The sequence below is a fragment of the Actinacidiphila sp. bgisy160 genome (assembly GCF_965342435.1).
Lineage (GTDB): Bacteria > Actinomycetota > Actinomycetes > Streptomycetales > Streptomycetaceae > Actinacidiphila.
Window position 1 is genome coordinate 21,698 of record NZ_CBDRCM010000012.1, and the last position, 23,387, is coordinate 45,084.

20 protein-coding genes and 1 tRNA gene are annotated in these 23,387 nt (G+C 74.8%); 11 read left to right on the forward strand and 10 right to left on the reverse strand.

The annotated features are described in order from the left end of the window. Positions 1-798: 798 nt before the first annotated feature. Positions 799-978 carry a hypothetical protein gene (locus ACRWNP_RS12855; RefSeq protein WP_431961263.1) on the forward strand — a complete coding sequence of 60 codons (180 nt, stop codon included), beginning with the start codon at positions 799-801 and terminating at the stop codon, positions 976-978. A gap of 64 nt (positions 979-1,042) precedes the next feature. Beyond that, positions 1,043-1,612, forward strand: a complete 570-nt coding sequence (locus ACRWNP_RS12860; protein WP_431961403.1) for a DinB family protein — start codon at positions 1,043-1,045, stop codon at positions 1,610-1,612. A gap of 299 nt (positions 1,613-1,911) precedes the next feature. On the opposite strand, the gene ACRWNP_RS12865 is transcribed toward ACRWNP_RS12860, so the two are convergent. Continuing rightward, positions 1,912-2,274, reverse strand: coding sequence for a DUF1330 domain-containing protein (locus tag ACRWNP_RS12865; RefSeq protein WP_431961264.1), 363 nt, complete (start codon positions 2,272-2,274; stop codon positions 1,912-1,914). Between the two features lie 563 nt (positions 2,275-2,837). Here ACRWNP_RS12865 and ACRWNP_RS12870 point away from each other — a divergent pair. The 3 genes from ACRWNP_RS12870 (at position 2,838) to ACRWNP_RS12880 (ending at position 4,323) form a co-directional block, all read left to right on the forward strand. Next, entirely contained in the window at positions 2,838-3,692 is an 855-nt protein-coding gene (locus ACRWNP_RS12870) for a serine hydrolase (RefSeq protein ID WP_431961266.1), read from the forward strand. Between the two features lie 284 nt (positions 3,693-3,976). Further along, a complete protein-coding gene (locus ACRWNP_RS12875) occupies positions 3,977-4,162 on the forward strand; it encodes a hypothetical protein (protein WP_431961267.1) in 186 nt (61 codons plus the stop codon). Further along, positions 4,159-4,323 carry a hypothetical protein gene (locus tag ACRWNP_RS12880; protein ID WP_431961268.1) on the forward strand — a complete coding sequence of 55 codons (165 nt, stop codon included), beginning with the start codon at positions 4,159-4,161 and terminating at the stop codon, positions 4,321-4,323. The genes ACRWNP_RS12875 and ACRWNP_RS12880 overlap by 4 nt, the downstream gene beginning before the upstream one ends. 12 nt (positions 4,324-4,335) lie before the next feature. Here ACRWNP_RS12880 and ACRWNP_RS12885 read toward each other — a convergent pair whose 3' ends face one another. Continuing rightward, positions 4,336-5,898, reverse strand: a complete 1,563-nt coding sequence (locus ACRWNP_RS12885) for a glycerol-3-phosphate dehydrogenase/oxidase (RefSeq protein ID WP_431961269.1) — start codon at positions 5,896-5,898, stop codon at positions 4,336-4,338. Beyond that, complete coding sequence (locus ACRWNP_RS12890; protein WP_431961270.1) at positions 5,895-6,494, reverse strand: TetR/AcrR family transcriptional regulator; 600 nt, start codon at positions 6,492-6,494, stop codon at positions 5,895-5,897. The genes ACRWNP_RS12885 and ACRWNP_RS12890 overlap by 4 nt, the downstream gene beginning before the upstream one ends. A gap of 72 nt (positions 6,495-6,566) precedes the next feature. Between ACRWNP_RS12890 and ACRWNP_RS12895 the strand changes: the two genes are divergently transcribed. The 5 genes from ACRWNP_RS12895 (at position 6,567) to ACRWNP_RS12915 (ending at position 12,048) form a co-directional block, all read left to right on the forward strand. Beyond that, complete coding sequence (locus tag ACRWNP_RS12895; RefSeq protein WP_431961271.1) at positions 6,567-8,159, forward strand: FAD-binding oxidoreductase; 1,593 nt, start codon at positions 6,567-6,569, stop codon at positions 8,157-8,159. Between the two features lie 78 nt (positions 8,160-8,237). Further along, positions 8,238-9,119, forward strand: coding sequence for a diacylglycerol kinase family protein (locus ACRWNP_RS12900; protein WP_431961272.1), 882 nt, complete (start codon positions 8,238-8,240; stop codon positions 9,117-9,119). Positions 9,120-9,144: 25 nt separating this feature from the next. After that, positions 9,145-9,804: a class I SAM-dependent methyltransferase gene (locus ACRWNP_RS12905; RefSeq protein WP_431961273.1), complete on the forward strand. Its 660-nt coding sequence runs from the start codon at positions 9,145-9,147 to the stop codon at positions 9,802-9,804. Between the two features lie 357 nt (positions 9,805-10,161). Beyond that, on the forward strand, positions 10,162-11,127 hold the full coding sequence (locus ACRWNP_RS12910) for an RNA polymerase sigma factor (RefSeq protein WP_431961274.1): 966 nt from the start codon (positions 10,162-10,164) through the stop codon (positions 11,125-11,127). A 414-nt stretch (positions 11,128-11,541) separates the two neighbouring features. After that, positions 11,542-12,048: a tetratricopeptide repeat protein gene (locus ACRWNP_RS12915; RefSeq protein WP_431961275.1), complete on the forward strand. Its 507-nt coding sequence runs from the start codon at positions 11,542-11,544 to the stop codon at positions 12,046-12,048. A 198-nt stretch (positions 12,049-12,246) separates the two neighbouring features. Here ACRWNP_RS12915 and ACRWNP_RS12920 read toward each other — a convergent pair whose 3' ends face one another. Together ACRWNP_RS12920 and selD are read right to left on the reverse strand one after the other, a co-directional pair. Continuing rightward, positions 12,247-12,753, reverse strand: coding sequence for a hypothetical protein (locus ACRWNP_RS12920; protein ID WP_431961276.1), 507 nt, complete (start codon positions 12,751-12,753; stop codon positions 12,247-12,249). Between the two features lie 453 nt (positions 12,754-13,206). Next, positions 13,207-14,235 (reverse strand): selenide, water dikinase SelD, encoded by a 1,029-nt coding sequence (gene selD / locus ACRWNP_RS12925; RefSeq protein ID WP_431961277.1) that lies wholly within the window; start codon positions 14,233-14,235, stop codon positions 13,207-13,209. Positions 14,236-14,357: 122 nt separating this feature from the next. Here selD and ACRWNP_RS12930 point away from each other — a divergent pair. Then, positions 14,358-14,450 (forward strand) — tRNA-Sec (locus ACRWNP_RS12930). Positions 14,451-14,472: 22 nt separating this feature from the next. Here the strand turns inward: ACRWNP_RS12930 and selB are convergent. The 5 genes from selB to fdh all read right to left on the reverse strand — a co-directional run bounded on the left by selB (position 14,473) and on the right by fdh (position 23,307). Then, positions 14,473-16,269 (reverse strand): selenocysteine-specific translation elongation factor, encoded by a 1,797-nt coding sequence (selB, locus tag ACRWNP_RS12935; protein ID WP_431961278.1) that lies wholly within the window; start codon positions 16,267-16,269, stop codon positions 14,473-14,475. Position 16,270: 1 nt separating this feature from the next. Then, on the reverse strand, positions 16,271-17,617 hold the full coding sequence (gene selA / locus ACRWNP_RS12940) for an L-seryl-tRNA(Sec) selenium transferase (RefSeq protein WP_431961280.1): 1,347 nt from the start codon (positions 17,615-17,617) through the stop codon (positions 16,271-16,273). A 364-nt stretch (positions 17,618-17,981) separates the two neighbouring features. Then, positions 17,982-19,001: an NrfD/PsrC family molybdoenzyme membrane anchor subunit gene (gene nrfD, locus ACRWNP_RS12945; RefSeq protein ID WP_431961281.1), complete on the reverse strand. Its 1,020-nt coding sequence runs from the start codon at positions 18,999-19,001 to the stop codon at positions 17,982-17,984. Beyond that, entirely contained in the window at positions 18,998-20,017 is a 1,020-nt protein-coding gene (locus ACRWNP_RS12950) for a 4Fe-4S dicluster domain-containing protein (RefSeq protein ID WP_431961282.1), read from the reverse strand. The genes nrfD and ACRWNP_RS12950 overlap by 4 nt, the downstream gene beginning before the upstream one ends. Further along, positions 20,014-23,307, reverse strand: a complete 3,294-nt coding sequence (gene fdh, locus ACRWNP_RS12955; protein ID WP_431961283.1) for a formate dehydrogenase — start codon at positions 23,305-23,307, stop codon at positions 20,014-20,016. Before fdh ends, ACRWNP_RS12950 begins: the two co-directional genes overlap by 4 nt. Positions 23,308-23,387: the final 80 nt, after the last annotated feature.

Genomic DNA, 23,387 nt, shown 5'->3' on the forward strand with positions numbered 1-23,387 from the left:
TGGACCCCCCATCGGACGGGGCGATCCGCGTCCAGGCCGACCAGGCCCGCCAGGACGCCGGGCTCGTACGCCGCACCGTGTGCGAGGCCGACGAATGGCCCCTGGCCATCGAACCGGTAGCCGCGGGCGTGGGCAGCGCCCCGGTACCGGACGGCCTTGACTTCCCCTCCCGCGCACACCCCGCTGGCGCGCTCCGGCCCGTACCGCCGGCCGGAATCCGCATGCTGCGGCGCATCGACCCCGTCTCCCCCAAGGGGCATGCGGCCGTCCGTCGGACCGCCGCTTCATCGAACACGGCAGCGGCAGCCTCCGTACGCCGGGCGGTGGTACCACTTGCGGCGTGGGGAGCCGACAGGTCCAACCCCGCCGGCCGGGGATGAGGGGGACTCAGACCAGGGGGCGGAGCCTGCCGCGACGTGACGCCGCTGCGGCTACCGCGGTCATGCAGGGGGTGCAGTACTCGTCTCGGCAGTCGTCGTCGGGTGCCGGAACGGGCCGGCCGGCGAGGGCACGGCCGCACAGGGCGCTTCCGTCAAGCCGGAGAACGTGCCACAACTGGGCGGATCCGGCTTCCGTCGCTATGGGTTCGGCGCGCATGTCGTACATCGGCGACCTCCCACTCGAACGCGGATGCGGTCACGCCCATGAGATGCCGACGGCCCCGAAGCCGCGACCGAGGGGCCGCCGAACGGGTGAATCGCCCAGGGTGACGGGCGGGGATCAGCCGCGCTGGACGAGCGTCAGCAGTTCCGTGACGTCCAGCGAGGCCTCGACGTGGGGAGGGACAAAGACTCCGCCATGAAGTGCTGGACGCGCGGACCGGGCCTCACGAAGACCGGCCTGAACGGCAACACCGGCTTCCAGACGGTCGAGCAGGGCGGGCAGGTCACCGCGCGCATGGCGCTCGTCCGCGCCGGCGCCCGACCGGCGGCTACGCGAGGCGCCGTGCCAGGCGGCGCGGGGCAGGCATGCGTGTGACGACAGGCCCTGGCGTCCTCCGCCGCACAAACTCGGTGGCGGACCCGTGGCGTCACGAACCATCATGCGGGGCATGAGCGATCAAGTGCCACGTTGGACCAGGGCGACCGTCTACCCCGACATGTGGGTCGACCCGGACGACGACCCCCGCAACAGCGAAGGCCCGAGTCCGGACGGTGAGCTCGCCACCCTCCAGGACTTCCTGACGAACTACCGCATGACCCTGCGGATGAAGTGCCAGGACCTGGACGCGGAGCAAATGGCCCGTCGTTCCGTCCCGCCGTCGACGATGTCGCTGCTCGGCCTGGTGCGGCACCTCGCCGAGGTGGAACGGGACTGGCGCAACTGGATCAGCGACGCCGAGCCGCTGCCGAAGCTGTACGGCCGGCGCGACGCGGACTTCGAGGGCGCCGCCGCCGATCAGGCCGTGGTCGAGGCCGCGTACCGCGATCTGGAACGTGAGCAGGCAGCCACCGACGCGGCGCTCGCCGAGCATCCGGATCTGGGCGCGCACGTGGGCAAGGACGGGATCACCGTCCGGGAGTTGATGGTGCACCGGATCGAGGAGTACGCCCGGCACTGCGGGCACGCCGACCTGTTGCGTGAGTGCGTCGACGGCCGGGTGGGCCAGTGACGGGGGCCTGAGCCCTTCCCGGCCCGGGGCCGTCGCGCGATCCGTGGGAGTCCACACCCCTCAGGTGATCAGGCGGGCTCACGCGCCGGGCTACCCGTACAGGGCGGAAGAGGGTGAGGAACAGGCACGAGAGCTCTCGGCCGGGAGACCGCCCGCCGGCTGATCGAGCTGGGGCGCAGCGTGCACGTCGGCGGCCGCGACGAGCGCCGCGGCCGGGCGGCGGCCGACGAACTCGGAGCGCACTTCCCGCCCCTCGACGTGACCGAACCGAGGCCGGCGGCATCGTGGGGTGCGGCCGGTCACGCCGGCAGCGCGCCCGTCCGCCTGGCCTCCTCCCTGAGCCGCGCGGCCGTCCTGGTGACGTCGTAGCCGGCGCCGACGCCGTCGACGAGGATGACCTCGCCCTCCAGGTGGCGGGTGCGGAGCGGAAGGATTTCCTGGTAGGCGCTCGACCGGTACCAGGCGCGCGCCCGGTCCATGTCCGGGAACCCGATCAGGACGATGGTCCCGGGCCACTGCCCCTCGACGGCCTCCACGGCCGCGCCGTGGACGAGGAAGCGGCCGCCGAAGGGGTCCATGGTGTCCTGGATGCGGTCCATGTAGGTGAAGACCTCCTCATGGGGCTTTCCGGGACGAAGGTGGCCGACGGCGTAGGCGGTCATGGCTGCTCCCTGGGTCGTGGTGTCCGGTGTCCGTCCTGCCGGATGTCCCTGATCCTGCCGGGCCCTCGCGGGCCGGTCGATTACGCCGGAGGTAATGCGCGGACGCGGGGCGGGTGGCCCGCGCGGGATGCGAGCTTCATCACATCAGGGGCATATCGCCACGGGTCGGACAAGTGTTCGACGCGTGGAGCGGGGCTCGCCCGGAAGGATGACCGACGGCCGGAGTGGCTGCTCGCCCTCCCGGCCGGTGGCGACGCGTAGCGCCCGCCGCTACAGCGCAGCACCCGCCGCTCAACGACGGCTCGCCGCGCCGGACTTGGGGCGCAGGCGGCGCCAGGCGGCCGCCCCGCAACGGTGTTCTGCCGCCGCCCTGTCGCCGCCCCGCGGACCCCCCTGTGCCATACCCCGGTGAACGCTCCGGCGACCGGGTGACACGGCGCCGACGGGCCCTCGGCAGCCCTCGCCGCCCCTTTCGCGTAGCCGACATCACATCCCGTCCTGCCCAACCGTCCGCCCACACTGGGCAGTCAGCCGGACGGCAGCAACCCGATGGACGGAGTGACATGGGTCATACCCGAATATCCCGGCGCGTCGTGGCCGCCGCGGTCGTCGCAGGTGTGGCGGTCCCCGTGGCCGCGGGAGCCGCGACGGCGCAGGCCGTCGCCGCGACGCCCCAGGTGAGCTGCAGCTCGGCGGCGCCCGGACTGGCCGCGAAGCTGCAGCGGGACATCACGACGGCCCTGGCCGGCAGCACCGCCCGCACCGCCCTCTCCCTGCACGACCGCACGACCGGCACGTCGTGCACACTGCGTGCGGACCAGCACTTCGACTCCGCCAGCACGGTCAAGGTCACCGTCCTGGCGACCCTCCTCCGGGACGTACGGCAGCACCACCGTCACCTCACCTCCCGCGAGGCCGGGCTCGCCACCGCCATGATCACGAAGTCGGACAACGACGCCACGACCGCGCTGTGGAAGCAGCTCGGCGTCGCCGAGGTCAACGACTTCCTGTCCGCCGCCGGCATGAGCCACACCGTGGCGGCCGGCGGCGGGGCCTGGGGCCTCACCCGGATCACCGCCGGGGACGAGCAGAAGCTGATGGACCTGCTCACGGCGCCGAACCCCGTGCTCGCCGACGACGCGCGCGCCTATGCGCTCAGGCTCATGAACGAGGTCGTCCCCTCCCAGCGCTGGGGCACCCCCGCGGGCGCCCCGGACTCCGTGGCCGTCCACGTCAAGAACGGCTGGCTCTCCCGCGCCACCCACGGCTGGCGGGTGCACAGCCTGGGCGCCTTCACCGGCGGCGGCCACGACTACAGCATCACGGTGCTCACCGACGACGACGCGACGATGGCTTCCGGCGTTGCGACGGTCGAGGCGGTCTCCCGCGCGATCCACCAGGACCTCGACGCGGCCTGAGTACGCGCCGGGCCCGCCGCCTCGGCGACGGAACGCGGGGCCTGTACATTCCGTCCAGTCCGGACGTGCGGTCCAGCCGGGCCCGGGTACGGCGGGCTCCGCGGCGGCGCAGGGGTCCGCGGCCGGGACGGTGCCGGGCGCGGGACCAGCGACCGGATGCTCCTCCACTGCTTCGGCGGCAAGGAACGCCGGGTCGACCAGGCGCTCGCCCGGGACACGAGCAGGCCGATGCTGCGCTTCGCCAGGTCCTCGCCGCCACGGGCACCCCCCGGGACGCGGCGGGTATGCGCCGCCTGCCGGAGGCGCTGTGGGAGGAGATCCGCAGGCCCGAGCGCCGTCCGCTGCTGCCGCTGTACTTCGAGCTGATCGCGGCCGCCACGCTGAAGCCCGATCGCCACGGCCCGTACACGCGCGACAGGTGGCCGAGTGGGCGCGACTCCTCATCCCTGTGTTCGAGGGGCTGGGCATGAGCGGGGAACGTGCACGCGGCGAGGCCCGTCTGCTGCTGCTCGCTCCCCTCATGGAAGGCGACGAGGAGCATACGGACCCCGCGTTGCGCACGCTCCTCGACCGCCTCGAACCCGGCTGGGACGCCGCGGACCGCGCACCCGGAGGCGCCGCCCTCCGGTGACCCCGGATGGGTTCACGCCCCGGACAGTGCCTCTTCGGCCGCCTTCAGCGCCGCCTCGCGGTCGGCCGGGACGAGCCCGACACGGGTGCGCCGGTCGAGGAGGTCGCCGGCGTCGAGCGCGCCTTCGTGGCGTACCGCCCACACCAGTTCGGCCCGCGTGACGGGGTGGCCGGCGACGACCGGTTCCCGCAGGGCGGGGTCCTTGGCGCCGAGGGCGTGCACGGCGGGGGCCTCGGTGCCGTAGCGCTGGACCAGGCGGCGCGGGGCCCGCAGGCCGGTGAGCACGTGCGGCGCGGCGGCGCCCACGAGCGGGAGCGACGTGGTGCGGCAGGGGCCGGCGCCGAGCCCCCCGGCCGTGACGGCCGCGTCGACGGCGTCCTGGGCCATGCGGCGGTAGGTGGTGAGCTTGCCGCCGACGACGGTCACCACCCCCTCGGCCGAGGTGAGCACCGCGTGCTTGCGCGAGATGTCGGCGGTGCGGCCCGAGCCGTCGGCGGAAGTGTCGAGCAGCGGGCGCAGCCCGGCGAACGCCCCCACGACGTCGTCGCGGTGGACGGGGACGTCGAGCGCCGTGCCGAGCACGTCGAGCAGGAAGCCGATGTCCGTCTCGGGCACCTCCGGCACATCGGGGACGGCGCCGTCGACCGGCTCGTCGGTCAGCCCGACGTACACCCGGCCGTCGCCCTGCGGCAGGACGAGCACGAAGCGGTTGGACTCGCCGGGGACCGGGATGTGCAGGCCCGCGGGCGGGCCGCCGAGGCCCTCGCAGCGCAGGACCAGGTGCGTGCCCCGGGACGGCCGCAGCCGTACGCCGTCGACCAGGCCGCCCGCCCACACGCCGGAGGCGTTGACCACCGCGCGGGCCCGGATCGTGTGTTCCTCGCCGGTCAGCTCGTCGCGTACGAGGGCGCCCGAGCCGCTGAGCGAGAGCGCGCGCACCCGCGTCAGGACGCGCGCCCCGTGTGCCGCGGCGGTGCGCGCTATCGCGGTCACCAGGCGGGCGTCGTCGGCGAGTTGGCCGTCCCAGGACAGCAGGCCGCCACGCAGTCCCGCGGTGCGCAGGGACGGGGCGAGGTGGCGGGTCTCCACCGCGGACAGCCGGCGCGGCGCCGGGAGCGTGGCCCGCGCCGTCCGTGCCGACAGGCGCAGCGCGTCGCCGGCCCGGAAACCGGACCAGGCCAGCGCGGCCTGGCCGCGCGAGACCAGTGGCGTCAGCGGCAGCACGAAGGGCTGGGCCCGGACGAGGTGGGGGGCGGTGCGCTCCATCAGCACGCCGCGCTCCACCGCGCTCTCGTACGCGACGTCCAACTGGCCGGAGGCCAGGTAGCGCAGGCCGCCGTGGATCAGCTTGGAGCTCCACCGGGAGGTGCCGAAGGCCAGGTCGTGGGCGTCGATCGCGGCGACCGACAGCCCGCGGGACGCCGCGTCGAGGGCGGCGCCCGCGCCGGTGGCGCCGAGGCCGACGACGAGGACGTCCACCTGCTCGCCGGCGGCGAGTCCGGTCAGTTCGCGGGCGCGCCGGGCGGCGGTGAGCGAGGACGCGGGGGAGGGGGCCGGGCTGCTCGTGGGGCTCATGGGGTGAGGGTCCTCTCCAGGATGTCCCGCAGCTCCCCGAGGAAGGCCGCGGAGTTCAGGTCGGGGTCGTCCTCGTCGGTCATCGTGCGCAGCGAGAGCGTGAACGACTGGACGACCAGCAGCACGGAACGGGCCTGCCGGTCCAGGTGGTCGGCGCGGACCGAACCGTCGGCGTGGCCCTCCGCCAGCGCCCCGGAGACCAGCTTCAGCAGCGCGTCCTGGCTGGCGCCCCGGCGGTCCAGTACGTAGGGGAGGAGGAGTTCGGGGTCGACGTCGAGGATCTTGACGAACAGCGGGTGGGCGCGGAAGGCGCGCACCCCCGCCACCAGTCCCTCGACCAGACGCGTCCGCGTGCCGGTGCCCGCGCGCCGCTCGGGCATCGCCTCCACCGCGACCGAGACCCACTCCCGGGTCATCAGGTCGCCGACAAGGGTGCGTACGTCGGGCCACCGCCGGTAGAGCGTCATGCGGGAGACGCCGGCGCGGCGGGCCACGTCGGTCAGGGTCGTGCGGCGGACGCCGACGGCCAGGACGCAGTCGTGGACCGCGTCGAGCACCGGGTCGCTGTCCGACTGGTTGTGACGAATAGGCGTCATGTGTCACAGTGTAACGCCCAGCGGGGGCCGCAGGAGACCGCACCCCCGGAAACGACCGGTGAGGACGAGCCCGTGGACATGTTGTGGAGCGGCTGGGGCGACCCGGCCGAAGCGGCCCCGCTGCCCGACACCGTGATCGGCCTGCTGCGCGATCTGCTGGGCGTCAAGCCCCGCGGCGCGGAACCCGCCGCCCTGGAGGACATCGCCGTACCCGGGTCCCCGCTCACCGAGGCGGCCCGTCAGGACCTCGTCGACTGCGTGGGCGACCCGGCCCACGTGCGCACGGACGCCGAGACCCGGATCCGCCACACGCGCGGCAAGTCCACCCCCGACCTGCTGCGCATCCGCGGCGGCGACGTCGACGACACCCCGGCGGCCGTCGTGCTGCCCGCCGGCCACGACGAGGTCCTCGCCGTGCTCGCCGTCTGCGCCGAACACGGCCTGGCCGTCGTCCCCTTCGGCGGCGGCACCTCCGTCGTCGGCGGCCTCGCCCCGCAACGGCGGCGCCCCTTCCTCGCCCTGGACCTGCGCCGCATGAACCGGCTGCTGTCGCTGGACCCCGTCTCGCGGACCGCGATCCTCCAGCCGGGCCTGCGCGCCCCCGACGCCGAGGCGCTCCTGGCCGAACAGGGCTTCACCCTCGGCCACTTCCCGCAGTCCTACGAGTGGGCCACCATCGGCGGATTCGCCGCCGCCCGCTCCAGCGGCCAGGCCTCCGCCGGCTACGGCCGCTTCGACGAGATGGTGCTGGGCCTGACCGTCGCCACCCCGCGGGGAACCCTCGACGCTGGCCGGGCCCCCCGCTCCGCGGCGGGCCCCGACCTGCGCCAGCTGATCCTCGGCTCCGAGGGCGGGCTGGGCGTCATCACCTCCGTGACGGTGCGGATCCGCCCGCTTCCCCAGGCCAAGGTCTACGAGGGCTGGCGCTTCGCCTCCTTCGCCGACGGCACCGCGGCCCTGCGCCGGCTCGCCCAGGACGGGCCGCGCCCGACGGTGCTCCGCCTGTCCGACGAGACCGAGACGATGGTCGGCCTCGCCCAGCCCGGGGCCATCGGCTCCGGCACCCCGGCGTCCGCCGGCTGCACGGCGATCGCCGGCTACGAGGGCACCGCGGAGGACACCGCGCTGCGCCGGGAGCAGGCGTCGGCCGTACTGCGCGCGTGCGGCGGCGAGTACCTGGGGGAGGAGCCCGGCGAGCGCTGGGCGCACGGCCGCTTCTCCGCCCCCTATCTGCGGGACTCGCTCCTCGACGCGGGTGCCTTCGCCGAGACACTTGAGACGGCCACTTTCTGGTCCCGGATCCCCGAGTTGTACGACTCCGTGCGCGAGGCGCTCACGGCGACGCTGTCCGCGGCGGGCACCCCGCCGCTGGTGATGTGCCACATCTCGCACGTCTACGAGAACGGCGCCTCGCTCTACTTCACCGTCGTCTCGGCGCAGGGCGAGGACCCCGTGGCGCACTGGACCCCCGCCAAGGAGGCCGCCAACGAGGCCATCCTCGCCGCTGGCGGCACCATCACCCACCATCACGGTGTCGGCACCGACCACCGCGACTGGTACGTCCGGGAAGCGGGCCCGCTCGGCATCGAGGCCCTGCGCGCCGTCAAGGACGCGCTCGACCCCGACGGACTCCTCAACCCCGGCATCCTGCTGCCCACCCGCTGACCGGCCACCACCGGCCCGGACCGACCTCACCTCCGCACCCGCCCGCCGATCCGCCGTCCCCGCCCCGGAGGCACGCCCATGCGACAGTTCACGGCCGTCGTCAACCCCACCGCCGGGGGCTCCACCGGGGCGGCGGCCCTCCTCCCGCTGGCGAAACTGCTCCGGGAGGCGGGCGCGGAACTGGAGACCGCGTACAGCGACAGCCTCCGGCACGCGCAGGAACTGGCGCGCCGGGCCGGCGAGCGCGGTCACGTCGTCCTCGCCGTCGGCGGCGACGGCATCGTGGGCGGCATCGGCGGCGCCCTCAGCGGCACCGGCACCGTCCTCGGCCTGGTACCCGCCGGCCGCGGCAACGACTTCGCGCGCGCCCTCGGCCTGCCCCGCGGTCCCGCCGAACTCGCCCGGATCCTGCTGCACGACGAGCCGCGTGCCGTCGACACCATCGAGGTCGAGTCGGCGGTCCACGACCGGAGCGTCGTCCTCGGCAGCGTCTACGCCGGCGTCGACGCGGTCGCCAACCACCACGCCAACACCGCCCGGTTGCTGCGCGGTCCGGCCTCCTACTACGCCGGCGGCCTGCGCGCCGTGGCCGGCTGGCGCGCCGCCGCCTACCGCGTCACCGTCGACGGCGTCGTCCACGAACGCCGCGGCTACACCGTCGTCGCCGCCAACTCCGGCTACTACGGCTCCGGCCGGGCCATCGCGCCCGGCGCCCGGGTCGACGACGGCCTGCTCGACGTCGTCGTGATCCACGACGCGCCGCGCCGCCTCTTCTTCACGCTGATGAACGAACTCAAGACCGGCGCGCACGTCGCGCGCCCCCAGGTCGAGATCGTGCGCGGCAAGGAGATCCGCATCGAGGCCGACCGCGCGGTCCCCTACGGCGCGGACGGCGAGGTGGAGGCCGCCCTCCCGGTCACCGCGCGGATCAGGCCCGGAGCACTCCAGGTCCTGTGCTGACCTCCGGGACGGCTAGGCTCGCCCGGTGCCCGAACACGCCTACCTCGCCGCGGTACGGGAGTCGTACGACACCGTCGCCGCCGACTACGCCGCACAGGTCAGCACCCCGGCCGGGCTGGATCCGCTCTCCCGCGCCATGCTGGCCGCCTTCGCCGAGACCGTCCGCACCGCCGGCCGCGGACCGCTGGCGGACCTGGGGTGCGGCCCGGGATACGTGACGGCGCACCTCGCCGGCCTGGGGGTGCCCGCGTACGGCGTCGACCTGTCGCCGCGGATGGTCGAGGTGGCCCGGCGGGCCCATCCGCACCTGCGCTTCACCGTGGGGTCCATGACGGCGCTCGACATCGGCGACGGCGAACTCGGCGCAGTCCTCGCCTACTACTCCACCCACCACACGCCGCCCGAACTGCTGCCCGTCGTGTTCGCCGAGTTCCGGCGGGTCCTGGCGCCGGGTGGCCATCTGATGCTCGCCGGCTGGGTGGGCGAGGACGAGCACCTGCGTCCGGAGCGCGCGTACGGCGGCCACCCGGTCTCGTACGGGCTCCACATGCTGCCGGCACCGAGGCTCGCCGCGCTGCTCGAGGAGGCCGGGCTCACCGTCACGGCGCGCCTGGTCCAGGAGCCCGCCGCGGGCGCGAAGCGCCGTGTCGTCACGCTCCTCGCGGAGCGGCCCGAACGCCCCTGATGGGGTGGGCCGGCTTGTTGGGGTTCAGCTCGACGCGCTCGCCGGGGAAGCCGAACACCCCGGCCACCGAACCGCGCCAGCCGCCGGAACCCGCGCGGCGGGCTTGTCCGGCCGTAACGTGAGGTCATGGCGTTGTCGGCGTGATCGGGAACGACGACGCACGGTGACCTTCCTCTCCCGGACCCGCCGGCTGCCGCAGGGCGCGGCGCGCGCCCGGGCCATCCGGTCGGCCGTGCGCCGCCGGCGGCCGCGCTTCCCGTGGCGGGCTGTCGAGCCCTTCCGCGCCGGAGGCGTTTCCGGGTCGTCGCGCCGGCGCCGTAGCATCCGCCGGAGAGGGACGACAGCGGAAGGGACGCAATGAGTCTGGACGAGTCCGTGGCCGCCGGCGCCGAGGACGTCGCGCTCACCCGGGCAGCGCAGGTCGGTGACGTCGCCGCGCTCGGCCTGCTCCTGGAGCGGCACCGGGCCGGTATGCGCGCCGTCGCCCTGAGCATCCTGGGCCCGGGGCCCGACGTGGACGACGTGCTGCAGGACGCCGCGCTGACGGCGCTGCGCCGCGTGGGCGACGTCCGCGACCCCGCCGCGGTAGGGCCGTGGCTGCGGATGGTCGTCCGCAACGGCGCCCGTTCCCTGCTGCGCGGCACGGTCCCGACCGGTCCCCTCGACGACCTCGTCGTGCGCGCGGCGGACTCCGGCCCCGAGCGCTGGCTGGAGCACAACGCGCTGCGGGACTGGATCTGGGAGGCCATCGAGCAGCTCTCCCCAACGCTGCGGCTTCCGCTCGTGCTGCGCCACTTCACCGCCGGCGTCAGCTCGTACGAGCAGATCGCCGCCGCCTGCGGGCTGCCCGTCGGTACCGTCCGCAGCCGGCTCAGCCAGGCCCGGGCCAAGCTCGCCCGGGCCCTCGCCGACACCGCGGACGGCGCCCACGACGACACCGCGCGGCGCACCCGGGCCAGCAGGACCGAGGCGCACGAGACCCTCGCCGCGGCCGAACGCGGCCACTTCGCCGATCTCCTGCGGGAACGCTGGTCCCCCGAGGTCGCCCTGCTCAGCGGAAAGGAGCGCGTGGGAGGCAGGGACCTGCTGATCCGAGGCATGGACTGTGACCTGACCGCCGGTGTCCGCCAGCGCCTCGCCCACGCCGTCGCCGGGCGCTCGCTGACCGTCTGGGAGATGGACATCGCCAACCCGCCGGACAACCCCGACCACTGCCCGCCCGCCGTGGCCTGGCTGATGACCCACGACCCCGCGGGCAGGGTCGAGCGCCTGCGCCTCCACCACCCCCGCCCCGTGCCGATCCCTGGCGCCGCGGCCGCGTGAACCGAGCCGGGACGGGTGTCCGGGGCGGGGTGGCCGCGTCCAGTGGCCGCGTCTCAGCGGTGGAAGCGGATGACTGCGAGGGGCTCGCGCTGAAGACGACGCCGCTCCCGTGGCCGTGGGGGCGGCCGACACCCCGAAGTTCGTTGTGCTGCCGTGCTCGCCCGGTGCCTGGTCGCTGTCGACCCCGGCGTCGCGGTGCGCGCGGACAATGCGCGGCTCTGCCACCCATACCGGGTTCCCAGCCCCCGCCGGCGTCTTGCGAGGTGTCAAACCACTCCAGGTGAAGCGGAGTCGGGCTTTCCGTGGCATGGCGTCCCAAGCGAAGCAAGCGGTCGACAGCGGGCGTATTCCTTCACGTCCGTACTGTTGCCGGGGTCGTGTGTCGCCCCGGTGCGGAGCTGCCAGGATGTGCTCATGAACGAGAACGATCAGGGGCGGGACGAACTGCTGGCGGCCGCGGTGGCGCTGCGTGAGCACGGGGAGGCGGAGGCGGCGAGGCAGCGGCTGGTCGCCCTCGCCGAGCGGTTCCCGGGGGACGCGGAGGTGGCCTACCAGGCGGCGTGGGCGCACGATGTACTCGGCCTGGAGGCGGAGGCGGTGCCGTTCTACGAGCTGGCCCTGCGCGGGGCGGGGCTGTCCGAGGAAGACCGGCGTGGTGCGCTGCTGGGCCTGGGCAGCACCTACCGGGTCCTCGGCCGGTACGACGAGGCCGTGCGCCTGCTGCGCGTGGCCCTCATCGACTTCCCCCACGACGGCGCGCTGCGGACCTTCCTGGCGATGGCCCTGTACAACACCGGCGGACACCGCGAGGCCATGCGAATCCTGCTGACGCTGCTGGCGGACAGCAGCTCCGACCCGGACATCGCACGCTACCGGGGGGCCGTGGCGTACTACGCCGAGGATCTCGACGCCACCTTGTGAACCCGGGGCGGGGGGCGTCCCGCGTCCTGCCTCGCCCCGCACGTCGGTGCGGACGACCGTCGCCGGCACGTCGTCGAAGGCCTCCTGGTCACTTTCGGACGGCGTCCCTTCGCGCGCCCCGTCCCGCGCCGGATCGCGATGGAGCTCACCGATCCCATCGGCCCGCCGGCCCGGCGCCGCGCCCACCACTGCCGGCGCCTATCGCGGCATGCGTACGCGTCCCGCCCGGAGCCCCGTGAGAACGGCAGTGGTGACCAGGGCGTACGCGATGTGCGGCACGATGTCGGAGATCCAGTCCGACCGCGACCAGGTGCGCGGATCGGTCACGCGCAGCACGGTCATCGGGCCGTTGGTGCCGATCAGCGCGCCCACGGTCGCCGTCGCCGTCAGTGCGGCGGCCGGCGGGCGCCAGCCGCAACCCAGGGCCAGCCCGAGCGTCGCGCCCATGCCCGCCCCGGCCGCGATGCCGGTGAGTGCGCCCAGGGAGGAGATGCGGTTGCGGCGGGCGCCGTCGTCGCCGGGGATCGGCACGTGCGTGGCCTCGGAGAGCCGCTCGACGGTGGTCGCCGGGGCGGAGCTGGCGGAGCGGCCGCGCAGCAGCATGTCCAGGTAGCCCACGGTGTTGAGCGCCGTCGTGCCCGCCGCGCCCGCGGCCGCCCCGCACAGTACTCCGTGCGCGCGTCCGAAGCCGTCACGGTCCGTCACGGGGTCACCGTGCCACGGGGAGGTGTGCCGTCGCGCCGGGGGAAGGGTGTGCGGGTCGTCGCCTGCATACCTCCCAGTAAGGCGCCGGACCCCGCAGCGCGCCACCGGAACCGGGGGCCTGCGCGCCGCGTGGTCCGGGGTCGCGGCTCGCCCCGCCCAATGGCCCTCGTATCGGGCTCGTCGAAGCCGGGCAGGTGACAAGCTGACGGCCCGCACACTCCAGCCGGGGGAGCGCAGCGAGCACTCCGGCACCCGCTCCTTCAAGCCGATCGGCACCCGGGTCCACCCGGCGAGCACGCCGCGTGGCGGGGCGGGTGTGCCCGGCGATGCGGGCGGCCGCGGCCCGTACGTCGGCGTGGGTGATGGTCACGATGTGCTCCGGGCTGGTGGGCGAGTCCGGAGAAACAGCGTGGCAACCCACTGTTCCGGCTCGTCGGGCCTTCCGTGCGGCGATCAGCGGACGACGAGCCGGTGCTCACCTGCGGGTACCAGCTCCCCGATGACGGGGGCACCGGGCACCTCCCCGGCCACCAGCAGGCCGCCGGAGGTCTGGGCGTCCGCCAGCAGCAGCCGGGTCACCTCGTCCGCGCCGCCGAAGTCGGTGTGCGGGGCGACCCAGGCGAGGTTGCGGCGGGTGCCGCCGCTGACGTAGCCGTCCGCCGCGGCCGCCCCGGCCCCGTCGAGGTACGGGACCGCCGAGGCGTGCACCACCGCGGTCACCCCGGAGGCGCGGGCGAGCTTGTACAGGTGGCCCAGGAGCCCGAAACCCGTCACGTCGGTCGCGCACACCGCGCCCCCGGCCAGCGCCCGCTCGGCGGCGTCCCGGTTGAGCGTGGTCATGGTCTCCACGGCCTGCGGGAAGACCTCGCCGGTCGTCTTGTGGCGGTTGTTGAGCACGCCCAGTCCCAGGGGCTTGGTGAGCGACAGCGGCACCCCGGGCCGGCCGGCGTCGTTGCGCAGCAGGCGGTCCGGGTCGGCGGTGCCGGTGACGGCCATGCCGTACTTCGGCTCCGGGTCGTCGACGCTGTGGCCGCCCCCGACGGCGCAGCCCGCCAGGGTCGCGACGTCCAGCCCGCCGCGCAGCACCTCCCGGGCCAGCTCCAGCGGCAGCAGGTCCCGCGGCCAGCTCAGGAGGTTCACCGCCACGAGCGGGGTGCCGCCCATGGCGTAGACGTCCGAGAGGGCGTTGGCCGCGGCGATCCTGCCCCAGTCGTAGGGATCGTCGACCACCGGCGTGAAGAAGTCCGCGGTGGTCACCACCGCCCGCGCGCCGGGACCGCCGGGCAGCCGGACCACGGCCGCGTCGTCGCCGGTGTCCAGTCCGACGAGCAGGTCCCTCCCGGGGGAGTCCGCCGGGCCCCCGGGGGTCAGCCCGGCCACCATCTCCTCCAGTTCCCCCGGGGGGATCTTGCAGGCGCAGCCGCCGCCGTGGGCGTACTGCGTCAGCCGCACGCTGTCCTGCCGGACGCCGGTTCCCGTCATGACCGTCGTGGTCCTCTCGCGGTGGGCACCGGCACCGCGGTGGCCCGTGCCCGGGTGACACCGCCGTGTGGCGCGTTGACTTGGGTGGGGGCCGGAGGTTCGATGGGCGTCCGGCCCGGCAGGGAGACGTCAGGGAGCCTGGTGGCCCCCCCGGTCTTCAAAACCGAGGTGTCCGAGCAACTCGGGCAGGCGGGTTCGATTCCCGTCCGTCTCCGCCGGCCGGCCGGCCCCCGGGCGTCACCGCGCATCGCGCCCGTGCCCCGCGTCGGGGGAGCCCGCGCAGCGGCGCAGGGCACCGTCCAGGCGGACGGTGCGGCCCTGCCGGTCGAGGTGCTCCAGCAGCGGGATGACGACCCGCCGGGTGGTGTCCAGCGCCCGGCGTGCCTCGCTCGCGGTGAACGGCTGCCCCAGGCGCGCCAGTACGGCCGCCGCCCGCGCGTCCGCGCCCGGCAGCAGCACGATGCCCTCGCCGATCCTGAGCAGCGCCCCCGCGGATTCGGCCGCCGCGAGGAGCCTCGGGGTCAGCCCGAGTTGCTCCAGCCGATCGGCCTCGGGCGCGCGGAACGGCGTACGCGCCAGGTCGGCGCGCACCGACTCGACGGCGGCCTGGGCCGCGGGAGGCAGCCTCGGGCGCGCGCGGCTCCCGTACAGCCGGCCGTCGCCCTGGCGCAGGCCGGGCGCGGCCGCGGCGAGCGCCTCCACCAGGGAACGGTCCGGCAGCCCGAGCGCCTGACGGGCCGCCTCCAGGGGCATGCCCGGCTCCAGGGGGTTGCGTACGGCGTGCTCCTCGACCGTCGCGCGCAGCCGGTCGCGCAGCGCCGTCCAGTGGCCGGGGTCCGCCAGCCAGTCGCCCGTCACCGGGTCGCCCGGTGGCCGTACGCCCATGGCGAGCAGGTCCGCGCGCCGGACCAGCCCTCGGCGGCGCAGTTCCGCCGCCCCGTCCGCGGCTTCGGGGCGGGCCCGCAGCTCACCGGCCCGTGCCGCCGCCGCGCCACGGCGGGTCAGCCGGGGCGGACGGACGTCGAGGACGGTGACCCCCGCGGGGATACGGTGACGTCCCGGGTCGCGCAACAGGGCGGTGTCGGCGACCCGCAGGGGCAGCGCCGTGGCCAGTCGCAGCCGCGCGCTGTCGTCGCCGAGCGGACGGACCGTCACCGGCACGGCGGCCGAACCGGCGTGCAGCATGAGCTCGCGGGGCAGGTCGCCAGCGGCGTCGCCGCGCAGCCGCACGTCGACGAGGTCGGTGGTCAGCCAGCGGTCCGGGGTCAGCAGCGCGTCCCCGCGCCGCACGGACCCGGCGCCGGGTCCGGTCACGTTGACCGCCACCCGGGCGACCGCGCCGACCTCCTGCCGGGGCTCCTTCAGGGACTCCAGGCCGCGCACGCGCAACGGCCGTCCGTCGCGGGCGAGGTGGAGGTGGTCGCCGACCCGGACGGTGCCCGCGGCCAGCGTTCCGGTGACGACCGTGCCCCGGCCCCGCACCGTGAAGGAGCGGTCGACCCACAGCCGCACGTCCGCCGCGGGATCAGGGGAGGGCAGGCCGCCCGCCAGCCGGACCAGGGCCGCCCGCACGTCGTCGAGCCCGGCGCCGGTGACGGGGCTGACGGCCACGCACTCCACCTCGCCGAGGGAGGACTCCGCGATGCGGGCTCTGGCCTCCTTCCGGGTGGCGTCGGGGTCGGCCAGGTCGCGGCGCGAGACGGCGAGGACGCCATGGCGTACGCCGAGGGCGTCCAGGACGGCGAGGTGCTCCTCGGACTGCGGCTGCCAGCCCTGGTCGGCGGCGACCACGAAGAGCACCGCGGGAACCGGGCCGACGCCGGCGAGCATGTTGCCCACCAGGCGTTCGTGTCCGGGTACGTCCACGAAGGCCAGGTCGCCGGCGCCGGGGAGCCGCGTCCACACGAACCCGAGGTCCAGCGTCATGCCGCGCCGCCGTTCCTCCGCCCAGCGGTCGGGCTCCATTCCGGTCAGGGCCCGCAGCAGTGCCGACTTGCCGTGGTCGACGTGGCCGGCGGTGGCGACGACATGCATCTCAGCTCCCCGTCCCCGGCAGGGTGCCGGTCCGGCGCACGGCCGTCGCCAGTTCCTCGTCCGCCTCCTCCGGCACGGCCCGCAGGTCGAGCAGGCACCGGCCGTCCTCCACCCGGCCCAGCACCGCGGGATCGGCCCGCCGCAGCAGGGCGGCGTACGCGGCGGGCAGCGACACGGCGGCGCTGGGCAGGGTGACGCCGGGCGCGCCGCCGCCGCCGACCACCGCTTGGGAGTCGGCCGCGTGGCTGTCGAACCCGTGGGCGCGCAGCCCGGCGGCGAGACGCCCGGCCCGCTCCCGCAGCCGTGCGGGGTCGGCGTGCAGTGCTCTCCGGGTCGGTGTGGCGGGGCCGCGGAGGGTCGCCTCCAGGGCCGCGAGGGTCAGCTTGTCCACGCGCAGCGCGCGGGACAGCGGATGGCGGGCCAGCCGCCGCACCAGGTCGGCGCGGCCCAGCACGAGGCCGCACTGCGGCCCGCCCAGCAGCTTGTCACCGCTGGCGGTGACCAGGGACGCCCCCGCGCGCAGCCACCCGGTCGCGTCGGGTTCGTCCGGCAGCACCGGGTCGGGGACGAGCAGGCCGGAGCCGATGTCGGCCACCACCGGCGCGCCGAGCCGCGCCAGTTCCGCCACGGGCACGTCGCGGGTGAAGCCGGTGATGCGGAAGTTGGAGGGGTGCACCTTCAGGATGAACCCGGTGTCCGGCCCCACGGCCGCGGCGTAATCCTCCGGCGCGGTGCGATTGGTCGTCCCGACCTCGCGCAGCCGGGCGCCGGTGGAGACCAGCAGGTCGGGCAGCCGGAAGCCGTCCCCGATCTCCACCAGCTCTCCGCGGCTGACGATGATCTCCCGGCCCCGGGCCAGCGCCGTGGCCACCAGCACCAGCGCCGCGGCGCCGTTGTTGACCACATGCGCCGCCTCGGCGTCCGGCACCTGCCGCAGAAGCGCCCGCAGCGCGGAGCGCCCCCGCCGTGAGCGCGCGCCGGTGGCGAGGTCCAGCTCCACGTCGGTCGTCCCGGCGGCGGCCAGCACGGCGTCGCGGGCCGCCCGCGACAACGGGGCGCGGCCGAGGTTGGTGTGCAGCAGCACCCCGGTTGCGTTGAGCACCGGACGCAGCCCGGCGGCGGTCGCCGGGAGCGCCGCGACGGCGAGTTCGGCGAGTTCGTCGACGGGCGCCTCTCCGGCACGCGCCCGCTCCTGCACCCCGGCCACGACCTCCTTGACCACGGTCCGCCCGAGCCGCTCCGCGGCGGCGGCGAGCCGGGGGTCGGCGAGCAGCGCGTCGGTGCGGGGCACCCGGCGGCGCACGTCGGCCGACGGGGAGGCAGCGGTGGCGGTCTGGTCGCGGTCCATCGGCAGCACCTTCGTCCGGCCTTGCTGCGGCCCAGCGTACGGCGCCTGATGCCGTGGCGCGCTCCCGCCACACCGGCGCGGAGCCCAGGGCCGCGGGATGGTGATCCGGGGCCCGCGGTTGCCTCGGCGGCACCTTTCCCCTCCCGATCGGGGCCGGAAGGACCGGCCCGAGCAGGCGGTCGTACCCCGGGTGGAGCCCCCGGGGAGGGCCTGTAACCAGGGGCAAGGCGGGGGTGGACGCGCACCCCGGCACCTTGCGCGCGTCGTCTCGTCAGCGAGGCCCGCTCGCGGGTCGACGAGCCGGAAGGTCACGATCTCGGCCGCCGCGCCGACCACGGGCCCGCGAAAGGTGGACGACCGGGGCTCACCCCCCGCCGGGGGCGCCGTCGCCGTCGGTGCGGGCGTCGAGGCGTTCGCGCTGGGGCTTGACCACGTAGGCGGGGTCCTTCGTGGAGACGACGCCCGCCTCGAACGTGCCGAAGCGCTGGAGCGCGCTGCCCGCCAGCAGGGCCAGCCCGCCCACGGCCGCCGCGGCGCGGCTGCGCCGGGCCAGGGTCAGCGCGGTCACCGCGCCGCCCAGGGTGAGGTACTCCGACGCCCTGCGCAGCCGGTGCGGGCGGCCCATGGTGTACGCCTCCGTCACCAGGCCCGGTCGGCGGCCGATGAGCCGGGAGGCGACGATTTCGGCCGCCGCGCCGGCCACACCCAGTCGCCGGGCGGGCCCCGCCTCGGCCACGGGGGCCAGCAGCATGCCCAGCCCCGCGCCGCTCGCCGCGGCCGACCCGGTGAAGACGAAGGGCAGTTCGCGGCGGGCGTCGTGCCACGCCGGTACGGCCGTCTGCGACAGGAGCACCGCCGTGTACGAGGCGACGCCGGGGGCGAAGAGGGCCGCCGACAGCCCGGCCGGGCGAGCCGAGGCGCGCAGCAGTTTCCCGGGCAGTGTGGCGCGCACGCCCGCGGGCAGCACCTCGGCCGCGGCCGCCAGCGCGCTGCCGGGCCCGTACGCGACCAGGATCCACGTGCCCACCGACATGGGCGAACTCGGCTTGGCGACCCGCAGCATGTGGTGGAAGCGCTCCGGCCGCCCGAGGTCCGCGACCAGCAGGTACACGCTCGCCAGCAGCGCACCGAAGCCGCCGACCCGGCTTGCCCGGGCCAGTTCGGGACGCCGCGTCAGGTCCGCGCCCGCCGCGAGCAGGGCGGCGCCGGCCGACAGCCCGCCGGTGAACAGGTAGGCGGGGACCTTCCACTCCCACACCGGCGGCTTGAGCACCGGACGCCCGTAGTAGGAGCGGAACGTCGCCTTCGGCACCATGGAGCGCTCGCGGCTCCCGTCGTCGTCGCGCCCGCCCCGGCCGTGCCGCACGGTCCGGTCGCCGCTCACCTCCGCACCCCGCCGAGGAACACCGCGGCCGAGGCCGCGAGCAGCGCCGACGCCGCCACGCCCGCGTGCTTCCACATCGACTTCAGGTCGCGGGTCGGCACGACCGGGTCCGGCGGCAGCCCGTACACCTCCGGGTCGTCCAGCAGCAGGAAGAACGCGCCGTCCCCGCCGACCCCGTCGTCGGGGTCGCGGCCGTAGAGCTGTGCCTCGGTCACCCCGGCCTGGTGCAGTGTCTCCAGGCGCCGGTCGGCACGTTCGCGCAACTCGTCCAGCGGGCCGAACTGGATGGAGTCGGTAGGACAGGCCTTGGCGCACGCAGGTTCCAGGTCGTCGCGGAGCCGGTCGTAGCACATCGTGCACTTCCAGGCCCGGCCGTCGTCGGGCCGCCGGTCGATGACGCCGTACGGGCAGCCGGACACGCAGTAGCCGCAGCCGTTGCAGATGTCGGGCTGGACGACGACCGTGCCGAACTCGGTGCGGAACAGCGCGCCGGTGGGGCATACGTCCAGGCAGCCGGCGTGCGTGCAGTGCTTGCACACGTCGGAGGACATCAGCCAGCGGAACTCGGTGCGGGCCTCCGCGCCCGTCCCGGCGCCGGGCAGGTCGAAGGAGGGGAAGCCCAGGTCCACCGGGGCCGTGCCGAGGTCGCCGCCGCCCCGCTTGGCGACCTCCAGGGCGTCGGCCACCACCTCGGCCGTCTCCTCCGTGCGGGACGGGCCGAGGGGCAGGCCGGCCAGGCCCGCGTCCTGGCGGCCGAGCGGGCGCTGCTGCTCGACGAAGGCGACGTGCCGCCACGAACTCGCGCCCAGCATGCCGGTATTGTCGAACGACATGCCCAGCAGGTCGATGCCGTCCTCGGGGATGGCGTTCCACTCCTTGCAGGCCACCTCGCACGCCTTGCAGCCGATGCACACGGAGGTATCGGTGAAGAAGCCCACCCGCGGCGGGTGGTCGCGGTGGCCGGCGTTCCCGGCGGGGTCCGCGAGCGGCCCGTAGAAGCTGTTGTCCTGCGTCATGACGGCTCCTCCGGCCGGTCCGGTTCGATGTGCGCCCGTTCGACGCGGCCGCCCGCCGTCGCTATCCGGGCGCCGGTCTCCGCCGTGATGCCGGCCCGCCGGCGGTAGTCCGCGACGTACTCGAGCAGGTCGGGTCCCCTCGGGCGCCGCCCGGGCCGGACGTCGCAGGTCAGCACCTTGCTCTCCTGGATGAACACGTTCGGGTCGGCCACCACGCCGATGAGGTCGTTGACCACGTCGCCCTTGGTGAGGCCGGTCTGGCCCCAGTGGTACGGCATCCAGACCTGGTGCACGACCCGTCCGTCGACCCGCAGCGGCGCCATCCGGTCGGTCACCACCACGCGCGCGTCGACCGCGGTCCTGCTGGTGACCACGTGGGCCCAGTCCAGATGGCGCAGCCCCCGCTCGGCCGCCAGCTCCGGCGAGACCTCCACGAACAACTCCGGCTGGAGCTCCGCCAGGTAGGGCAGCTGCCGGCTCATCGCACCCGCCGTGTGGTGCTCGGTCAGCCGCGCCGCGGTGAACACGTACGGGAACACCGCGGAGTGCGCCTCGGGCGGCGTGGGGTTGGACGGGTTGTCGGGCCGGCCGTAGACCTTGCGCACCGGGTTGCCCTGCTGGCCGTAGAGCAGGTTGCGCATCGGCGACTCGTGCGGCTCGTAGTGCGTGGGCAGCGGGCCGTCCGCCAGGCCGGCCGGGGCGAACAGCCAGCCCTTGCCGTCGCGCATCATGATGAACGCGTCGTCGCCGTCGAGGGCCTCGATGCCGGACGCCCCGTGCGGAGCCCTGTAGTCCGGCGGCTTGTTCTTCTCGAAGTCGGGGGTGTCGTGGCCGGTCCACTCACCCGCCTCCGCGTCCCACCAGACCAGCTTCTTCCGCTCGCTCCAGGGCCGCCCCTGCGGGTCGGCGGAGGCGCGGTTGTACAGCACACGCCGGTTGAGGGGCCACGTCCAGCCCCACTCCGCGTCGTACGGACCGGTCTCGAAGCGGGAGGTGCGGCGCCGGGACTGGTTGGTCTCGCCGGCGTAGACGCCGCTGTAGATCCAGCAGCCGCAGATCGTGCTGCCGTCGGCCTTCAGGTCGAGGTAGCCGTCGACCGTCCGCCCGGTGCGCAGGTCGATGCCGTTGATGTGGCGCAGCACGTCCGCGGCGGAGGGCTCGTCGCCCTCCGTCTCGTAGTCCCAGGCCAGGTCCAGCACGGGACGGTCGCGCTCGTCGGTCGAGCCGGCCAGCTTCTCCTTCAGCCGTACGCCGAGCTGGTGGAAGAACCACAGCTCCGACCGCTGGTCCCCGGACGGCTCGACGGCCTGGTCGCGCCACTGGAGCATCCGTTGCGTCTGCGTGAAGGTGCCGGCCTTCTCCACGTGCGAGGCCGCGGGGAAGAAGAACACCTCGGTGCCGCACCGCTCGGTGACGATCTCCCCGGTCTCGACCTCCGGCGCGTCCTTCCAGAACGTGGCACTCTCGATCATGGTGAGGTCGCGGACGACCAGCCAGTCGAGGTTCGCCATGCCCAGGCGCTGCAGCCGGCCGTGGGCCGAGCCGATCGCGGGGTTCTGCCCGAGCAGGAAGTAGCCGAAGACCTTGCCGCCGTCGACCATGTCCATCACGGTCCGGTAGGTGCCGTGGTCGCCGTTGATCCGGGGCAGGTAGTCGAAGCAGTAGTCGTTCTCCGCCGTCGCGGCGTCGCCCCAGTACTCCTTGAGCAGCGACACCATGTAGGCGTCGGCGGCGCCCCAGAACCCCTTCTGCCCGCGGCCGCGGATCCCGTCCAGGTAGGTGGTCAGGTCCTCGTGCGTCACGTCCGGCATCGGCAGGTAGCCCGGCAGCAGGTTGAACAGGGTCGGCACGTCCGTGGAGCCCTGGATGCTGGCGTGGCCGCGCAGCGCGAAGATCCCGCCGCCCGGGCGCCCGATGTTGCCCAGCAGCAACTGGATGATCGACCCGGCCCGGATGAACTGCACGCCCACCGAGTGCTGTGTCCAGCCGACGCTGTACACCAGCGCGGCGGTGCGCTCCCGCCCGGAGTTCTCCGTCCAGGCCCGGCACACCTCCAGGAACAGATCCTGGGGCACGCCGCAGATCCGCTCCACCATCTCGGGGGTGTAGCGGGAGAAGTGCCGCTTGAGCACCTGGAACACGCAGCGCGGGTGCTCCAGCGTGGGGTCGGACTCGATGCCGCCCGCGGCACCCTGGATGAACGGGCCGCCCGCGCCGTGCTGATACGGGGCGGACACCTCCTTGAGGTGGTGGCCCGGCCGCGCGTCCATGGGGACGCTCGCGTACGACCAGCTCGACGCGTCATAGGCCGCGGTGTGCGGGTCGTAGCCGCTGAACAGCCCGTCCAGGTCCTCGGTGTCCTGGTACTGCTCGCTCAGCAGGTAGGGCGCGTTGGTGTAGGCCTCGACGTACTCCCGGAAGTACAGGTCGTGCGTGAGGATGTGGTTGATCACGCCGCCGAGGAAGGCGATGTCGGTGCCCGCCCTGATGGTGACGTGCTGGTCCGCGTGCGCGCTCGTGCGCGTGAACCGCGGGTCGATGTGGAAGACCTTGGCGCCGCGCGCCTTGGCCTCCATGACCCACTGGAACCCGACCGGATGGGCCTCGGCCATGTTGGAGCCCATGATGATGACGCAGTCGGAGTTGATCAGGTCCTGCTGGTAGTCGGTGGCGCCGCCACGTCCGAACGAGGCTCCCAGACCGGGAACCGTGGCGGAGTGTCAAATACGGGCCTGGTTCTCGATCTGCAGGGCGCCGAGGGCGGTGAACAGCTTCTTGATGAGGTAGTTCTCCTCGTTGTCCAGCGTCGCCCCGCCGAGACTGGCCAGACCCATGGTGCGGCGGAGCTTGTTCCCGTCCGCGTCGGCGTCCTGCCAGCCCTTGCGCCGTGCGTCGAGCACGCGGTCGGCCACCATGTCCATGGCCGTGTCCAGGTCCAGCTCCTGCCAGGCGGTGCCGTACGGCGGGCGGTAGAGGACCCGCTGCTCCCGCTGGGGCCCGGTGACCAGTTGCTTGCTGGCCGAGCCTTTCGGGCACAGCCGGCCGCGGGAGATGGGGCTGTCCGGGTTGCCCTCGATCTGGACGACCTTCCCGTCCTTGACGAAGACGCGCTGCGCACAGCCCACGGCGCAGTAGGGACACACCGAACCGGCCACCCGGTCGGCGCTCTCCGTACGGGCCCCGAGCCCGGCCGAGCGGGCCGACTGCGCGGCCTTGCCCCGGCCCAGCGGGTCCGTCCCGGTGAGCTGCCGGTACACCGGCCAGGCGTCGATCCACCGTTTCACGCCCATCCGCCTGCTCCTCCGTGCGGTGGTCCCACCTCCTCCCGACGCTACCGGGCGGTGGGCCGCTCGCAAGTCCTGTGGTGGGG

Coding starts and splice junctions, on each gene's coding strand:
- ACRWNP_RS12885 (WP_431961269.1), bottom strand. CDS start 5,898: ATGAGCCCCACGAGCAGCCCGGCCCCCTCCCCCGCGTCCTCGCTCACC.
- selA (WP_431961280.1), bottom strand. CDS start 17,617: ATGGACCGCGACCAGACCGCCACCGCTGCCTCCCCGTCGGCCGACGTG.
- ACRWNP_RS12865 (WP_431961264.1), bottom strand. CDS start 2,274: ATGACCGCCTACGCCGTCGGCCACCTTCGTCCCGGAAAGCCCCATGAG.
- ACRWNP_RS12910 (WP_431961274.1), top strand. CDS start 10,162: ATGAGTCTGGACGAGTCCGTGGCCGCCGGCGCCGAGGACGTCGCGCTC.
- selD (WP_431961277.1), bottom strand. CDS start 14,235: ATGACGGGAACCGGCGTCCGGCAGGACAGCGTGCGGCTGACGCAGTAC.
- ACRWNP_RS12915 (WP_431961275.1), top strand. CDS start 11,542: ATGAACGAGAACGATCAGGGGCGGGACGAACTGCTGGCGGCCGCGGTG.
- ACRWNP_RS12890 (WP_431961270.1), bottom strand. CDS start 6,494: ATGACGCCTATTCGTCACAACCAGTCGGACAGCGACCCGGTGCTCGAC.
- ACRWNP_RS12875 (WP_431961267.1), top strand. CDS start 3,977: ATGCGCCGCCTGCCGGAGGCGCTGTGGGAGGAGATCCGCAGGCCCGAG.
- selB (WP_431961278.1), bottom strand. CDS start 16,269: ATGCATGTCGTCGCCACCGCCGGCCACGTCGACCACGGCAAGTCGGCA.
- ACRWNP_RS12950 (WP_431961282.1), bottom strand. CDS start 20,017: ATGACGCAGGACAACAGCTTCTACGGGCCGCTCGCGGACCCCGCCGGG.
- ACRWNP_RS12860 (WP_431961403.1), top strand. CDS start 1,043: ATGCGGGGCATGAGCGATCAAGTGCCACGTTGGACCAGGGCGACCGTC.
- ACRWNP_RS12900 (WP_431961272.1), top strand. CDS start 8,238: ATGCGACAGTTCACGGCCGTCGTCAACCCCACCGCCGGGGGCTCCACC.
- ACRWNP_RS12855 (WP_431961263.1), top strand. CDS start 799: ATGAAGTGCTGGACGCGCGGACCGGGCCTCACGAAGACCGGCCTGAAC.
- ACRWNP_RS12870 (WP_431961266.1), top strand. CDS start 2,838: ATGGGTCATACCCGAATATCCCGGCGCGTCGTGGCCGCCGCGGTCGTC.
- ACRWNP_RS12880 (WP_431961268.1), top strand. CDS start 4,159: ATGAGCGGGGAACGTGCACGCGGCGAGGCCCGTCTGCTGCTGCTCGCT.